Origin of the sequence: Amycolatopsis sp. NPDC005961 (assembly GCF_040629235.1) — a bacterium.
Lineage (GTDB): Bacteria > Actinomycetota > Actinomycetes > Mycobacteriales > Pseudonocardiaceae > Amycolatopsis > Amycolatopsis camponoti.
Genome location: NZ_JBEXVF010000030.1, coordinates 14,347 through 29,822 on the forward strand (window position 1 = coordinate 14,347; position 15,476 = coordinate 29,822).

Annotated in this window: 14 protein-coding genes; 6 read left to right on the forward strand and 8 right to left on the reverse strand. The window is 70.8% G+C overall.

Annotated features, from left to right (window positions below):
* Positions 1–64 precede the first annotated feature (64 nt).
* The 6 genes from ABZ342_RS25425 to ABZ342_RS25450 all read right to left on the reverse strand — a co-directional run bounded on the left by ABZ342_RS25425 (position 65) and on the right by ABZ342_RS25450 (position 8,521).
* On the reverse strand, positions 65–1,987 hold the full coding sequence (locus tag ABZ342_RS25425) for an RICIN domain-containing protein (RefSeq protein ID WP_360477570.1): 1,923 nt from the start codon (positions 1,985–1,987) through the stop codon (positions 65–67).
* Positions 1,988–2,062: 75 nt separating this feature from the next.
* Positions 2,063–3,805 carry a glycoside hydrolase family 35 protein gene (locus ABZ342_RS25430; RefSeq protein WP_360477573.1) on the reverse strand — a complete coding sequence of 581 codons (1,743 nt, stop codon included), beginning with the start codon at positions 3,803–3,805 and terminating at the stop codon, positions 2,063–2,065.
* A complete protein-coding gene (locus ABZ342_RS25435; RefSeq protein WP_360477576.1) occupies positions 3,798–5,342 on the reverse strand; it encodes an alpha-L-arabinofuranosidase C-terminal domain-containing protein in 1,545 nt (514 codons plus the stop codon). Before ABZ342_RS25435 ends, ABZ342_RS25430 begins: the two co-directional genes overlap by 8 nt.
* Positions 5,339–6,679 (reverse strand): extracellular solute-binding protein, encoded by a 1,341-nt coding sequence (locus tag ABZ342_RS25440; RefSeq protein ID WP_155541561.1) that lies wholly within the window; start codon positions 6,677–6,679, stop codon positions 5,339–5,341. Before ABZ342_RS25440 ends, ABZ342_RS25435 begins: the two co-directional genes overlap by 4 nt.
* Before the next feature lie 35 nt (positions 6,680–6,714).
* Positions 6,715–7,578, reverse strand: a complete 864-nt coding sequence (locus ABZ342_RS25445; RefSeq protein WP_360477792.1) for a carbohydrate ABC transporter permease — start codon at positions 7,576–7,578, stop codon at positions 6,715–6,717.
* A 16-nt stretch (positions 7,579–7,594) separates the two neighbouring features.
* Entirely contained in the window at positions 7,595–8,521 is a 927-nt protein-coding gene (locus ABZ342_RS25450) for a sugar ABC transporter permease (protein ID WP_360477580.1), read from the reverse strand.
* A 129-nt stretch (positions 8,522–8,650) separates the two neighbouring features.
* Here ABZ342_RS25450 and ABZ342_RS25455 point away from each other — a divergent pair, with 129 nt between their 5' ends.
* Both ABZ342_RS25455 and ABZ342_RS25460 read left to right on the forward strand, forming a co-directional pair.
* On the forward strand, positions 8,651–9,637 hold the full coding sequence (locus tag ABZ342_RS25455; RefSeq protein WP_360477583.1) for a LacI family DNA-binding transcriptional regulator: 987 nt from the start codon (positions 8,651–8,653) through the stop codon (positions 9,635–9,637).
* Between the two features lie 392 nt (positions 9,638–10,029).
* Positions 10,030–10,215, forward strand: coding sequence for a hypothetical protein (locus ABZ342_RS25460; protein ID WP_155541559.1), 186 nt, complete (start codon positions 10,030–10,032; stop codon positions 10,213–10,215).
* On the opposite strand, the gene ABZ342_RS25465 is transcribed toward ABZ342_RS25460, so the two are convergent.
* A complete protein-coding gene (locus tag ABZ342_RS25465) occupies positions 10,212–10,835 on the reverse strand; it encodes a DsbA family oxidoreductase (RefSeq protein WP_360477795.1) in 624 nt (207 codons plus the stop codon). The genes ABZ342_RS25460 and ABZ342_RS25465 overlap by 4 nt on opposite strands.
* A 93-nt stretch (positions 10,836–10,928) precedes the next feature.
* Between ABZ342_RS25465 and ABZ342_RS25470 the strand changes: the two genes are divergently transcribed.
* Together ABZ342_RS25470 and ABZ342_RS25475 are read left to right on the forward strand one after the other, a co-directional pair.
* On the forward strand, positions 10,929–11,528 hold the full coding sequence (locus tag ABZ342_RS25470; RefSeq protein ID WP_360477586.1) for a QsdR family transcriptional regulator: 600 nt from the start codon (positions 10,929–10,931) through the stop codon (positions 11,526–11,528).
* Between the two features lie 230 nt (positions 11,529–11,758).
* On the forward strand, positions 11,759–12,688 hold the full coding sequence (locus tag ABZ342_RS25475) for a dienelactone hydrolase family protein (RefSeq protein WP_360477589.1): 930 nt from the start codon (positions 11,759–11,761) through the stop codon (positions 12,686–12,688).
* Between the two features lie 4 nt (positions 12,689–12,692).
* Here the strand turns inward: ABZ342_RS25475 and ABZ342_RS25480 are convergent, their stop codons facing one another.
* The gene (locus ABZ342_RS25480) at positions 12,693–13,673 is read right to left on the reverse strand and encodes an NAD(P)-dependent alcohol dehydrogenase (RefSeq protein ID WP_360477592.1); all 981 of its coding nucleotides are present in this window, start codon (positions 13,671–13,673) and stop codon (positions 12,693–12,695) included.
* Positions 13,674–13,764: 91 nt separating this feature from the next.
* Here ABZ342_RS25480 and ABZ342_RS25485 point away from each other — a divergent pair, with 91 nt between their 5' ends.
* Together ABZ342_RS25485 and ABZ342_RS25490 are read left to right on the forward strand one after the other, a co-directional pair.
* Positions 13,765–14,424 (forward strand): TetR/AcrR family transcriptional regulator C-terminal domain-containing protein, encoded by a 660-nt coding sequence (locus ABZ342_RS25485; RefSeq protein WP_360477595.1) that lies wholly within the window; start codon positions 13,765–13,767, stop codon positions 14,422–14,424.
* Between the two features lie 43 nt (positions 14,425–14,467).
* Positions 14,468–15,475, forward strand: coding sequence for an LLM class flavin-dependent oxidoreductase (locus ABZ342_RS25490; RefSeq protein WP_360477598.1), 1,008 nt, complete (start codon positions 14,468–14,470; stop codon positions 15,473–15,475).
* Position 15,476: the final 1 nt, after the last annotated feature.

Sequence of the window (15,476 nt, forward strand, 5' to 3'; positions counted from 1 at the left end):
CGGTGCCCTCCGCGCGTGGCCGCGTGGTTGTCCACAGGGCCGGTCCAGCGCCGGTCCAGCGCCGCTACCGCGCGACTGCCTGCCAGCGCTGGTTCGGGCCGTTCGTCGGGCGGTACAGCCCGATGCGGGCGCCGTCGTCGCGGGACTCGCCGGTCACGTCGAGCAGCTGCCCGTCCGCCGCGTTGACGAACGTCCAGGTGCCGTCGCCCGTGGTCGACACCGTCCACTGGGCCGCCGGGTCCGCTGTTCCCGCCGGGGCCAGCGTCACCGCACCGCCCGCCGTGCTCAGCACCTGGCCCGTCGCCGCCGACGCGATCGTGTACCGGTCGCGGTTGCCGTAGCGGCCCGTGCGGTCGGTCAGCGTCCAGCGCTGCGCGGCCGCCGACGCGTCCGTCGTGCGCTGGACCAGCGCGCCACCCTCCGCCGACAGCGACTTGCCGCTCTGCACCCCCGTGAACGTGACCGGCTTGCCCGAACCCAGCCCGGTGCCCGCGGCCGTCGACGAGACGCCGTCGACCAGGAACGTCGTCACCGAGCGCGCCGGGACCCGCAGCGTCGCGTGGGCCGACGTCACCCGCACCGCCTTGCCGCGGCGGAGGGCACCCGTGACGTCCGTGACGACCGGCGTCACCGACGCGCCCGGCCGGACGCACCCGAAGCCGGACAGGTCCAGCGTGACGTCCTGCTCCGCCGTACCCGAGTTGACGTGGACCACCGTGGCCAGGTCGTCGCCGCGCATCGCGGCCGTCGACGCGGTGTCGTTCGACGCGACCAGCCGGTCACCCGGCCGGATGTAGTGGGTGAAGTTCCGCATCGTGTCGAACTTCGTGTTCGTCCGGATCGGACAGTCGGAAGTCGTGCAGTCGAACGGAACCTGGATCTCGCCCCAGTTCATCCCGGCCGCGGACTCCCCGCCGGGCTTCATGTTGTCGTAGTCCTCGATCGGCTGCCAGCTCACCCACGCGCTCGGTTCCAGCAGGCGCAGGTCGTCGGTGATCTGGCCGGCCAGCCCGAGCCCCGGGTCCATGCTGGTGAAGTCCTGCCGGTCGAGCCAGCTGCCGCCGACCTCGCTCATCCACAACGGCTTCGACGCGCCCTTCGCGATGTCGCGCGGGATCGGCCGGTTGCCGGTGCCGTAGGTGTGCACGTTCAGCCGCCCGGCCGCCGCGCGCGCCGCCGCGGACCAGCCGTTCCAGTCCGCGGCGAAGATGTCCGGGTTGGTTTCGTCGGGCGCGGAGACCACCTTCCCGGGCAGCGCCGCGGCCATCGCCGGGATCAGCTGCGCCTGCACCGCCGGGCCGATGTGCGCGCCCTCCTGCCGGCCGCCGACCGGGTTGCCGTCGGGGCCGAGGGTCGTCTTCCAGTAGTTCGTGTTGGGCTCGTTGAGCGGGTTCACCGACGAGAACTTGATGCCGTGCGCGCGTTCCAGCGTCCGCACCACCTGCGCGAGGTACGCGGTGAAGTCGCCGACCTTGTCGGGCCGCAGCTGCTCGTCGGTGGCGTTGAAGCCGCCCGAGACGTACCCCGAAACGGTCTGGAAGTACGGCGGCGAGTTGCTGAACGCCTCCCACTTCGTGACGTGCTTCTTGATGCGGTCCACCCACCAGCGCTGGTTCGGGTCCGCGGCGGCGTCGAACTCCGCGGGGTCTCCTGGCGTCCACCAGTTCTTGTCGGCGCGGGTCGTCCCGGCCGGCGCCTTCCACCAGCCCGGCACGGCGCCACCCGGACGCAGGTACGCCGGGACGTCCGGGGCGTTGCCGCCGCCGATGTTGAAGCGGGCGATGTTCAGGTTCAGGCCGTCGGCGCCGAAGACGAGGTCGGCCAGCTTGGTCCGGACCGCGTCCGGGTAGCCGCCGGTCGCCTCGGCCATCCACGCGAGGCTCGATCCCCAGCCCTCGAACGGTTGCTGCCGGTAGGAGGGATCGGGCTTCACGGTGACGGCGGTGGCCGCCGCCGCGGGTGCCACGGCGACCCCGGCCGCGGCCATCGGTACACAAAGGACGGTGAATAAACGCCGGAACGTGCGGTTCATCGTCGAACTGCCCTTCGTTTCGGTGGGGACTCAGGCCTCCGTGTGGCCCAGCAGCGGCCGCGGCACGAACCGGACCGCCGGGTCGAGCATCGTGTCCAGTTCGAGCACGACGAGTTCGTTGGCGCCCGCGTGGACGACCGGGCCCGGCACGTACAGCGTCCGTTGCGGCCCGCGCCGCCAGTACCGGCCGAGCGGGAACCCGTTGAGCCACACGAGTCCCTTGCCCCACTCCCCGGTGTCGAGGAACAGGTCCGCGGACGCGTCGGCGTCGAACGACGCGCGCAGCAGCACCGGCCCGGCCACCGGTCCCTCCACAGTGGACGCCGTGACCGGCGCGGGCAACACGGTCAGGTCGAGCGGCAGCACGTCCCAGCCCGCGAGCGGCTCGCCGTGCAGCGTCGCGCCGCCGATGATGCCCTTCGCCTCGCCGATCCGCGGGCCGTAGTCGACGCGGCCCTGGTCCTCGACCAGCACCAGCAGCTCGCCGTTCGCCCGCGGCAGCGCGACCGCGCGGTCGTGGTGCTCGCGCAGCAGCGTGCCGACCGGGTCGCCGTCGAAGAACACCGCCGCGCGGTCGCGGACCTCGCCGAACGTCAGGATGCCCGGCCGGTCGCCGCTCACGCGGGTGCGCAGCAGGGCGAGCCGAGGCATCGGCGTCAGCTCGTCGAACGAGGGCAGCTCCTCGTGGAACTCCCAGGTGCCGAAGCGGTCCGGCGCGTCGAGCAACCGGACCGGGTCGCGGAGGACCGCGGAGAGCGCCGGCGCGGGCCGGGCCGGCGGCGGGACGGAGTCCGGCACCTTGTGGTAGCGCGCGATCACGTCACGGAAGGCGTGGTACTTCGGCGTCGGGTGGCCGGCTTCGTCCAGCGGCGCGTCGTAGTCGTAGGACGTGACGATCGGCTGGTAGACGCCCTTGTCGTTGGCACCGCTGGTGAACCCGAAGTTGGTGCCGCCGTGGAACATGTACAGGTTGACCGACGCGCCCGCGGCGAGCAGCACGTCGAGCTCGGCCGCCGAGTCCACGGCCGGGGTCGTGTGGTGGTGCGCGCCCCAGTTGTCGAACCAGCCGTTCCAGAACTCGCTGCACATCAGCGGCCCGGTGGGCTGGTGCTCGCGCAGGATCGCCAGCCGCACCTCGGCGTTCGAGCCGAAGGAGGCGGTGCGGTGCAGCCCCTCCAGGCTGCCCGCTTCGAGCATGTCCGGCTGGTCCACCGTCGTCAGCGGCACCGTGACGCCGGACGCGCGCGTGTGGTCGGCCAGCGCTTTCAGGTACCGCTTGTCGTCGCCGAACGCGCCGTACTCGTTCTCCACCTGGACCAGCAGCACCGGCCCGCCGCGGTCGACCTGGTGCGGGACGACGACTTCGTAGACGCGCGTGAGGTACTCGCGCACCGCGTCGAGATAACGAGGCTCGTACCGCCGGACGCCGACCGACGGGTCGCGGAACAACCACGCCGGCAGGCCGCCGTTGTCCCACTCCGCGCAGATGTACGGGCCGGGCCGGACGATCGCGTACATCCCGGCGTCGGCGACGAGCCGCAGAAACCGGTCGAGGTCGAGCCCGCCGGACAGGTCGAACTCACCCGGCGAAGGGGCGTGCGCGTTCCACGGCACGTACGTCTCGATGGTGTTCAGGCCCATCCGCCGGGCCTTGTCGATCCGGTCGGCCCACAGGTCCGGGTGCACCCGGAAGTAGTGCAGGGCACCGGACAAGATCCGGAACGGCCGGCCGTCGAGCAGGAAGTCGGTCTCCCCGATCACGAACTCAGGCATGGCCGCCCGCCTCGGGGCACAGCTGGAGCACGGTCCAGGACAGGGGTGGCAGTGTCACGGTGATGGTCGTCCCCCCGGGGTCGGACGTCGCGGCGGCGCCGGGCAGCGGCACCGGCCGGACCGGTTGGGAAACGGCGGTGTTGGCCGTGTGGCGCGTCCCGCCGTCGGGTGTGGTCAGGGTTTCGGCGGCGTACACGCCGTAGCGCGCGCCGCGCAGGCGTATCCGGACCTCGGTCGGCGACGCCGTGGACCGGTTGGTGAGGAACACCGCGCCGCGCCCGTGCTCCCCCGCGGTCGCGGCGACGTCCACGAGGTCGACCTCGCCGTGCTGCGCGGTGCGGAGGCGCTCGCCCTCGACGGCCAGGCGCAGGCTCACCCCGGTCGCCAGCGCGGCCACCTGCCGGAACGGGTGGAACGTCGTCTGCCGCCACGCCGGGCCGCCGGGCTCGGTGCGGATCGGCGCGATGACGTTCACCAGCTGGGCCTGGTTGGCCATGGTGACGCGGTCGACGTTGCGCAGCAGGGAGCTCAGCAGCGACCCGACGACGACCGCGTCGGTGACGGTGTAGTCGTCCTCGATGATCCGCGGGTGCTCCCGCCAGCCGCCCTCGGCGAGCCGCGCCTGGTCGACCTCGTTCCAGCGGCGCAGGTCCCAGACGTTCCACTCGTCGACGCTGATCCCGATCTTCTTGTCCAGGCCCAGCTCGGCGAGCGTCTCGTCGATGATCCCCGCCGTGGTGCGGATGTAGCGGTCCAGCGCGGCGCCGCTGGCGAGGTAGCTGTCGGTGTCGCCGTGCAGCTCCTGGTAGTAGGCGTGCAGCGAGATGTGGTCGACCAGCTCCGCGGTGTGGCGCAGCACCGTGCGTTCCCACGAGCCGAACGTCGGCATGTCCGCGTGCGAGCTGCCCGCCACGACCAGCTCGACGCCCGGGTCGACCATCCGCATGACCCGCGCGGTCTCCGCGGCCAGCCGGCCGTACTCCTCGGCGGTCTTGTGGCCGATCTGCCACGGGCCGTCCATCTCGTTGCCGAGGCACCACAGCTTGAAGCCGAACGGGCGGTCGGCGCCGTTCGCGCGCCGCCGCTCGCTCAGTTCCGTGCCCCCGGCGTGGTTGCAGTACTCCAGGACGTCGAGGGCTTCCTGGATGCCGCGGGTGCCGAGGTTGACCGCGTACATCACCTCGGCACCCGCGGCTTCGGCCCACCCGACGAACTCGTGCAGGCCGAAGCGGTTGGATTCCACGCTGTGCCAGGCCGGGTCGAGCCGGACGGGCCGGGTTGCGGCCGGTCCGACGCCGTCTTCCCAGCGGTAGCCGGAGACGAAGTTGCCGCCGGGGTAGCGGACCACCGTCGGCCCGAGCTCCCGGACCAGCTCCAGCACGTCGCCGCGGAAGCCGCGATCGTCCGAAGTGGAGTGTCCGGGCTCGTACAGTCCCGTGTAGACGGACCGGCCCATGTGCTCGACGAACGAGCCGAAGAGGCGACGCGGGACCGGGCCGATGACCTGGCCCGCGTCACCTTCGATGTGGACGGTCATCCCGCGCTGACCGTGAAGCCCTGCTGGTTGCCGTAGTCGACGATGGCCTGCTGCCAGGCCGCCAGACCGGCGTCGAGGCCGGTGGCGTTCACGTAGGCCTTGCCGGCGGTGTCGCTGAAGACGCTGTTGGCGTAGGTCTGGTACGGCAGGTAGGTCCAGCCCGGCGCGACGTCCTTCGACGCCTGGGTCAGCACCTGGTTGACCTTCTGGCCACCGAAGTAGGGCACGGCCTCGTCGACGAACGCGGGCGAGGTCAGGTCGGCCGTGGTGGACGGGAAGCCGCCGCTCTTGATGAACGGCTGGACACCGCCGGCGTGGTTGAGCCAGCGCACGAAGCCCGCAGCCAGCGCCGGGTTCTTGCTCTGCTTGACCACGGACTGCGCGCTGCCGCCGTTCTCGGCGGTCACCGGCTTCCCGTCGTAGGTCGGCATCGGCGCGACCGCCCACTTGCCGGCGCCACCGGGCACCGACGAGATGAAGTTGCCCGGCATCCAGGCGCCGGTGACCAGGGAGGAGATGGTGCCGTCGCCGAGGGCGCGGAACCAGTCGTCGGACCACTCCTTGACCGGGGCGAGCAGCTTGCCCTGGATCATCTGGTCCCACATCGCGGTCCACTTCTTGGTGCCCGCGTCGGCGAAGTTCACCTTGACGTTCCGGCCGTCGACGGCGAACGGCCGCCCGCCGGCCTGCCAGATCATGCTCAGCACGGCCCCGGGGTCACCGGTGTCGGAGGTCATGTACTTGGCGGGGTCGGCGGCGTGCAGCTTCTTCGCCGCGGCGAGGTACTCGTCCCAGGTCTTCGGCACCGTGATGCCGTTCTTGTCGAAGACTTCCTTGTTGTAGAACAGCGCCATCGGGCCGGAGTCCTGCGGCAGGCCGTAGATCCCGTTGCCGTTCTTCACCTGCGCCCACGTGGAAGCGCTGTAGTCCTTTTCGAACGACCCGAAACCGAACTGGTTGAGGTCGGCCAGCGAGTCGGTCAGCGCGAACTGCGGGAGGGCGTAGTACTCGATCTGGGCCACGTCGGGGGCACCCGAGCCGGCCTTGATCGCGTTCTGCAGCTTGGTGTACTCCTCCTTGTTCGTGCCCGCGTTGACGTAGTTGACCTTGACGTTCGGGTAGTCCTTCTGGAACGCGGCCACCTGGTCCTTGGCCGACGGCGTCCAGCTCCAGTACGTGATCTCGCCGCCCGCCTTCAGGGCGGCGTCGACGGAGTCCTGGGTGCCGGTGGCGGCGGGCGCCGTGGACGAGCCGCCCCCGGACGAACAGCCGACCGCGAGGGCGGCGGCCAGCGCGAGGGCGGCGGCCGCCTTGGCGCGAGTGCGGATTCTTGACATCGGATGTCCCTTCACGGCGGTGTGACGGTGGAAATTCACTGCTTGACGCTGCCGGCGCTCAGGCCCGATTGCCAGAACCGTTGCATGAGCAGGAAAGCGACGACCAGGGGGATGATGGTGAGCAACGACCCGGTGAGGACCAGGTTGAAGATCGGCTGGGCGCCGGCCCCGTTGGCCTGGGCGCTCCACTGGTTGAGCCCGACGGTCAGCGGGTACCACTTCGGCTCGCTGAGCATGATCAGCGGCAGGAAGTAGTTGTTCCACGTCTGCACCATCGTGAACAGCGCGACGGTGATGATCCCGGGAACCAGCTGGCGCAGCGTCACGGTGAGGAAGATCCGGAGCTCGCCCGCGCCGTCGATCCGCGCCGCTTCCAGCAGCTCGTCCGGGATGGCGTCGGCGGCGTAGACCCAGATCAGGTACAGGCCGAACGGGCTGATCAGCGACGGGATGAGGACCGCCAGCGGCGTGTTGGTCAGCCCGAGCTTGCTGAACATCAGGAACGTCGGCACGGCCAGCGCGGTCGGCGGCACGGCCACCGCCCCGAGGACGACGGCGAACACCGAGCGGCGGCCCGGGAAGCGGTACTTGGCCAGCCCGTAGCCCGCCGCCGTCGCGAGGATCGTCGCGCCACCGGCGCCGACCACGACGTACAGCAGGGTGTTCCCGAGCCAGCGGAAGAAGATCCCGTTGTTGTAGGTGAACGTCTGGCCGATGTTGTCGAACAGCGCGAACGGGCCGCCGAAGGACAGGCCCGACGTCGAGAACAGGGCGGGCTGGGTCTTGCTCGCGTTGATCACCAGCCACACCAGGGGAACCAGGGTGTAGAGCAGGTACAGCGCCATGAAGCCGGTGAGGACACGCGACTTGCGGGGTTTGGTCACCGAGAACCGGGTCATCGAAGAGACCGCCACGTCACATCTCCTTCCGGGAGCCGCGCAGCTGCACGACGTAGGCGATGACCGCGGTGATCACGCCCATCACGATCGCGACGGTGGCGGAGTAGTTGTACTGCTGCCCGTTGAAGGAAAGGTTGTAGGCGTACATGTTCGGCGTGTAGAAGGTGCCGATCGTGTTCGGTACCAGGTTGCGCATGATGTTCGGCTCGTTGAACAGCTGGAAGCTGCCGATGATCGAGAAGATCGTCGCGACCACGATGGCGCCCCGGATCGCCGGGAGCTTGACGGACAGGATGGTGCGGAACGTGCCGGCGCCGTCGATCGCGGCCGCCTCGAACAGTTCCTTGGGGATCACCTTCAGCGCGGAGTAGAAGATGAGCATGTTGTAGCCCACGAACTCCCACGTGACGACGTTCCCGATCGACGTGAGCAGCCAGCTCGGCGACAACGGCGCCACCGCGGTGCCGAACAGGTGGTTGAAGTCGGCCGCGAGTCCGAAGTGGTCACCGTAGATGAAGCCCCACATCAGTGCGGCGACGACGGCGGGCACGGCGTACGGCAGGAAGATCACGACCCGGAAGAACCCGGCGGCGTGCAGCCGGGCGCTGTCGATCGCCAGCGCCGCGACCAGCGCGAGCAGCAGCATGATCGGCACCTGCACGGCGAGGAACACCAGTACCCGCTGGAAGGCTTCCCAGAACTTCGGGTCGCCGAGCACCTGCGCGTAGTTGTCGGCGCCGACGAACACCGTGCCGCCGAAGAAGGCCTGGTCGCGGTAGAGGCTGAGGACGAACGCGTAGACCACGGGCGCGATGAACGTCAGCGCGAACACCAGCATGAAGGGGGCGACGAAGAGCCAGCCCCGCCATTTCCGCCGCGGACGGCGGGCCGGCGGCGCCGGACGGGCCGGCACCGGGACGGGCGGAGCCGCTGTGGACGTCATCGTCTCTCCGGTGTTGCAGATGTTTACGTCAACATGGACGGTCGGAGGGTAACGTGTTGACGTAAACATGTCCAGGACACCCTCAGAGGAGCACTTGTGCCGGCTGCAGCCCCGCGTCGAGGACCGTCGATGGCGGACGTGGCCCGCGAGGCGGGCGTGTCCGGCCAGACGGTCTCGCGCGTCGCGAACGGCAAGACCAATGTGGACGACGCGACCCGCGAGCGCGTCCTCGCCGCGATGCGCCGGGTCGGCTACCGCCCCAACAGCGCGGCGCGCGCGTTGCGCAACGGCAAGTTCCGCAGCATCGGCGTGATCATTTCGGCGCTGCCGACGTTCGGCAACAGCCGCACGCTCGACGCCATCGCGGCGGCGGTCGTCCCGGAGGGGTTCTCGATCATCCTGATGCCGGTGACGCGCCCGACGCAGGGCGAGGTGGCGGGAGCGTTCAGCAAGCTGAACGAGCAGGCCGTCGACGGCGTCATCATCCTGATCGAGCAGCACCAGCTCGACCAGAGCGAAATCGAGCTGCCGCACGGGCTTCCGGTGGTGGTCATCGATTCGAGTGCCCGCTACGACTACCCGGTGGTCGACACGGACCAGGCCGACGGCGCGGCCACGGCGACCCGGCACCTGCTTTCACTGGGACACGCCACGGTGTGGCACATCGCGGGTCCCCCGCAGTCGTATTCGGCCGAGCGCCGCCGCAAGTCCTGGCGAGCGACGCTCGAGCTGGCGGGCGCGTTCGTCCCCCCGGTGTTCGTCGGCGACTGGTCCCCGGCGTCGGGCTACGAGGCGGGTCTGACGCTGGCGGCGGATCCTTCGGTGACCGCGGTGTTCGCGGCGAACGACCAGATGGCGCTGGGATTGCTGCGCGCGTTGCACGAGACGGGCCGGGCGGTCCCGGGCGAGGTCAGCGTGGTCGGCTTCGACGACATGGAGGAGTCGGCGTGCTACTGGCCGCCCTTGACGACGATCCGCCAGTCGTTCGAGGCGGTGGGCCGCCACGCGGTGGCGGCCCTGCTGGCGGAGATCGAGACGGGCGCGGAGGTGGGCGAGCCGGTGACGGTGCCGACGGAACTGATCATCCGTTCGAGCACGGCACCCCCACCGGCCTGACCACGGGCCGTGCGGCAGCGGACCGAAAGTGTCGGTGCCGACCGGTAAAGTAGAAAACGGGGGGCGCCCCTGCGGCGGGGCTTCGGATGCCGTCGGCGATGGCGGTGAGCCGACCCTCCAGGCACGCGACCCGAATCGCTAGGTACGCAAGCCGACCCTCCGGTTCGCGAACCGACCGTCCCGGTGAGCGACCCGACCCTCCCGGCACGCAAGCCGACCGTCCCGGCACGCGCCTCCGGGTACACGACCCAATCCCCCCTGTGCGCGAACCGACCTTTTCGTTTCAGCGGGCGGAAGCCGGGGCATTACTGGCCACCAAGCCGGGACCGCCGGTCCTGCGAATGTCGCAGTGGTGTGGACCATTCGGCGCACCACCGCAGAAACGAGGCGTCATGCTCGCCATCCTCGCCGCCGTGCTCTTCGGGCTCGCCCTGCTCATGGAGCTGGCCGGGTTCGGCCTGGGCCCGATCATCACCACCGGCACCCTCACCACCGCGGGGCTGCTGTGCGTCGCCCTGCACCTGGCCGGCGTCGCCACCGACCGGTCGCGGTTCAGCCGCAGCCGTCGCCGCCGCTAGCTCGCCGCGGACTCCAGCGCGCGCTGCAACACCTGGGTGAACACCTCGGGTGACTGGGCGCCGGCGACGCCGAACCGCTGGTCGACCACGAAGAACGGCACCCCGGTCGCGCCGAGCGCCCGCGCCTGCTCGCCGTCCGCCTCGACTTCCGCTTCGTAGGCGTCCGACTCGAGCACCGCGCGGGCCTCGGCCGCGTCGAGCCCGGCTTCGGCGGCCAGCTCCACCAGCGAGTCGCGGTCGAACAGCGAGCGGCGTTCGGTGAAGTGCGCGCGGTAGAACCGGTCGACGACCGCGTCGGCCAGCCCGCGCTCGCGAGCGAGGTGCACCAGGCGGTGGCCGTCGACGGTGTTTCCCATATGGACACCGTCGAGGTGGTACTCGAGACCGTCGGCGGCCGCGCGCTGTTCCATCTGCGCTTCCATCGCGTCGGCTTCTTCGAGCGTCCGGCCGTACTTTTCGGACAGCACCTCGCGCGTCGGCCGGGAGGTCCCGCGCGGGAACGACGGGTCGAGCTGGAACGAGTGGTGCACGACCTCGACGTCGGCGCCGAGCTCGGCGACCGCCTGCTCGAAGCGGCGCTTGCCGAGATAGCACCAGGGACAGACGAGATCGGACCAGATGTCTACGCGCACCCCACCACGCTAACCACGCGGTGGCACGCACTTCAAGGTAACCGTCGGCGACCTGCGCCACCCCGCGGCTAGGGTGGGCCGGTGACCGTCTCGACCGACGACATCGTCCGCCACGCGGCGCGGCTGCTGGTCGCCGGCACCCGCCTCGACCTCGGCCGGATGGCCGCCGAGCTGGGGATCTCGCGCACGACGCTCTTCCGCCGCGCCGGCAACCGCGACGACGTGATGGGCGCGGGGCTGCGGTTCCTCTCCGACCGGACGTGGCAGCGCGCGCTCGACCGGTGGCGCGCCGCCCACGGCGACGCGGTCCGCACTCCCGAAGGCCGGCTGCGGTGCCTGTGGGTGATGGAGGAGTACCGGCGCGAGGTCGCGGGCAGCGAGGGGATGCGCAAGCTGATCGAGGCCGAGTCGACGGTGGCGTTGCGCGTGCTGACCGACCCGCGCGGCGCCGTCCAGCCCGCTCTGGTCGACGCCCACGTGGACCTGTTCCGCGCGGACGCCACGGCGGCGGAGCTGACGCCGCTGGTGGGACTGCCGGACCTGGCGTTCGCGGTGGTCCGGCTGGGCGAGTCGTTCCTCTACTCGGACGTGCTCGCGGCGCGGACGGTGGACCTCAAGGTCGCGACGACGTTGCTGGACACGTTGGTGCGCGGCGCCCTGGAGCCGGCCGCGGTGCGCTGACGCACCACTCCCGGGGACGACCCCGGTCCACTGAGCAAGCGCACAGTCGGTCAGCTACTCACCCGTTCGGGTGTTGTGGAACATTTGCCCGAAGTGTTTCATAGCAGCACGGGAAAGCGTTACCCCGCATCCCGCACGCGGCACGTCCTTCGTTGCCGCGCAACGGTTCCATCGATCCGCCCGCCTGTGTCCGGGCGCGCTTTCGCCTGCCCGGGGAAAGAGAGCGATCCATGTCCGTACTCACCAGCCCGCCGACGTCGTCTGGCTCGGGTGAGAAAGTTTCCCGCCGCCGGGGGTGGCGCGCCAAAGCTGCCGGGGTCGTCCTGGCCGCACTCGCGCTGACCACCGGGGTCGCCACTCCGGCGCCCGCCGCCGCGAACCCCTACGAACGCGGCCCCGACCCGACCACCGCAAGCATCGAAGCCTCGCGCGGCAGCTTCGCCACCAGCACCGTCACCGTGTCGCGGCTGGCCGTCTCCGGCTTCGGCGGCGGCACCATCTACTACCCGACGAGCACGACCGCCGGCACGTTCGGGGCGATCTCGATCGCACCCGGCTTCACCGCGCTCCAGTCGAGCATCGCCTGGCTGGGCCCGCGGCTCGCGTCGCAGGGCTTCGTCGTCTTCACGATCGACACCCTGACCACCAGCGACCAGCCCGACAGCCGCGGCCGGCAGCTGCTGGCCTCGCTCGACTACCTCACCCAGCAGAGCAGCGTCCGCTCACGCATCGACAGCAGCCGCCTCGGCGTGGTCGGGCACTCGATGGGCGGGGGCGGCACGCTCGAAGCGGCGCGCTCCCGGCCGTCACTGCAGGCCGCGATCCCCCTGACCGGCTGGAACCTCACGAAGAACTGGTCAACGGTCAGCGTGCCGACGCTCGTGGTCGGGGCGCAGTCGGACACCGTCGCCCCGGTGGCCACGCACTCGATCCCGTTCTACACCAGCCTGCCGTCCTCTTTGGACAAGGCGTACCTCGAACTGCGCGGCGCCAGCCACTTCGCCCCCAACTCGTCGAACACGACGATCGCGAAGTACACCCTGTCGTGGCTCAAGCGGTTCATCGACAACGACACCCGCTACGAACAGTTCCTCTGCCCCATCCCGAGCACCAGTCTGTCCATTTCGGACTACCGGGGCACCTGCCCGCACCACGGCTGACCGGTCAGCCGGGCACGCCGAGGGTGACGACCACCTTTCCCTTGGCGTGCCCGGCTTCCTGATAGGCGAACGCGGCACGCAGGTCGTCGAACGGGTAGGTCCGGTCGACGACCGGCGTGAGCGCGCCGCGCTCGGCGAACGCGGCCAGCTCACCCAGGACCGCCGCCTTGTCCCGGCAGCCGACCGCGTCGGCGAGCACCACCCGCCGTCGCGCGAACGGGCCCGAGGCCAGCGCGGCGAAGACGTGCCCGGCGGGCTGCAGCCAGCGCCCGGCCGGGCCGCCGACAGCGACGAACGTGCCGTCGCGCTCCAGCACCCGGCGGCAGGCGAACACCGACCGGCCACCGGCGATGTCCAGGACGAAGTCGTAGCGGCGCCCGCAGCGGGTGAAGTCTTCGGTCCGGTAGTCGACGACGTGGTCCGCCCCGAGCGAGCGGACCAGCTCGGCGTTGGCCGCACCGCACACGGCGTCGACGTGCGCGCCGAGCGCCTTGGCCAGCTGGACGGCGAAGGTGCCGACGCCGCCGGAAGCGCCGTTGACCAGCACGCGCTGTCCGGACTCGACCCCGCGCAAGGAGAGCAGCGCGGTCACGGCGGCCGCCGGCATCGCGGCCGCCTGCTCGTGGGACAGGTTCGCCGGCATCGGCGCCAGCAGGTCTTCGGGCACGCAGACGTACTCGGCGTAAGCGCCCCGCCGCAGCAGCGCGTAGACGTCGTCGCCGGGGGCGAACTTCGCACCCCGTGTCTCGACCCGGCCGGCCAGGTCGCAGCCCAGGACGCCGACCGGCGGGCGGCGCAGGCCGAAGCCGCCGGTCATCAGGCGCGCGACGCGGGGCTCGCCTCTCATGAAGTGCCAGTCGTACGGGTTGACCGAGGTGGCGTGCACCCGGACCAGCACCTCGCCTTCGCCGGGGACGGGATCGGGCACGTCTTCCCAGGTCAGGCTGTCAGCCGGGCCATACACACGCTGGACGAGGGCCTTCATCGCGTCTCCCTTACGTTGTAAGTCGTACGTTGTAAGGTAGCTCCGGAGCGGCCGCCTGGTCAAGGAGGCCTTACGTTGTACGATCTTGGGCGTGACCACCGACGCCCGAACCCCGCTGAGCCGGGAGCGCGTGCTGCACGCGGCCGTCGCGCTCGCCGACGAGCACGGCCTGCGCGCGGTGACGATGCGCCGCCTCGCGGAGGAGCTCGACGCCGAGGCGATGTCGCTCTACTACCACGTGGCCAAGAAGGAGGACGTGCTCGACGGGATCGTCGAGGTCGTGGCGCAGGAGATCAACGAGACCGTCGCGCGCCTGGAAAAGGGGCCGGACTGGCGGCAGACGGCCCGGCGGCGCATCCTCGCCGCGCGCCAGGTGTTCCTCCGCCACCGCTGGGCGCCGGCACTGTTCGAGACGCGGTCGTCGACCAGCCTCGAGGTGCTCAAGTACTACGACTCCCTGGTCGGCCTGATGCACGAAGGCGGGTTCTCGCACAACCGGATCCACCACGCGCTGCACGCCCTCGGCAGCCGGGCGCTCGGATTCAGCCAGGAGCTGTTCGACCCGAGCGCGGGGGCATCGGCGGAGGTCCCGCCGGAGCTGGCCGCCCAGCTGCCGAACCTGGTGGGAATGCTGAGCGAGATCGCCCACGACGACCCGGATTCGACGCTCGGCTGGTGCGACGACCAGGCGGAGTTCGAGTTCGGCCTGGACCTCATCCTCGCCGGCTTGGACCTGCTGCGAGAGCGGTAGTCCACCAGGTGGGACGCCGCGCTGCCCGGGGCAAAATCGGGGTGTGTCGCGACCACTGCGGAAGCTCGGCTTCCTGACCATCGGCCTGTTCGACCCCGCCGACCCGCGGCGGGGGCACGAGTCGACCCTCGAGATCATCGAACTGGGTGAACAGCTCGGGTTCGACAGCGCCTGGGTGCGGCACCGGCACCTGCAGCACGGCATTTCGTCGCCCGTTGCCGTGCTCGCCGCCGCCTCTCAGCGGACCCGGCGGATCGACCTCGGGACCGCCGTCATCCCGCTCGGCTGGGAGAACCCGCTGCGGCTCGCCGAGGACCTGGCCACCGTCGACCTGCTCTCCGGCGGCCGGCTCAACCCCGGGATCAGCGTCGGTCCGCCGATGCGGTGGGACGACGTCAAGCAAGCCCTCTACCCGGACACCGCCGACGCCGAGGACTTCTCCTACGACCGCGTGGAACGGCTGCTCGGCTTCGTGCGCGGCAAGCCGGCCACCGAGTTCAGCGGGACGCAGGGCTTCGAGGTGTTCTCCGACCGGGTCCAGCCGCAGGCGCCCGGGCTCGGCGACCGCCTCTGGTACGGCGGTGCGAGCCTGCGCTCGGCCGAGTGGGCCGGCGCGCACGCGATGAACTTCCTGACCAGCAGCGTGGTCAAGGCCGAAGGCGAAAGCACCGACTTCGCCGAGATCCAGCTGTCGCACATCCGGACGTTCCGCGAGCACCACCCGGCCGGTGCAGCGGCCCGGGTCTCGCAGGGCCTGGTCGTCATCCCGACCGACACCGCGACACCGGAGCAGCGCGCGAAGTACGAGGCCTACGCGGCGAAACGGCTTCCCCGCACCGCGGAACCCCAGGGCCCGGCGCGGATGTTGTTCTCCCCCGACTTCGTCGGCACTTCCGCCGAGATCGCCGAGCGGCTGCACGCGCACGCGGCATTCCGCGAGGTCGACGAGGTGGCTTTCGCCCTGCCGTTCACCTTCGAACACGAAGATTACGTGCAGATCCTCACCGACCTCGCGGAACGGCTCGGCCCGGAACTGGGCCGCAATTCCTGAA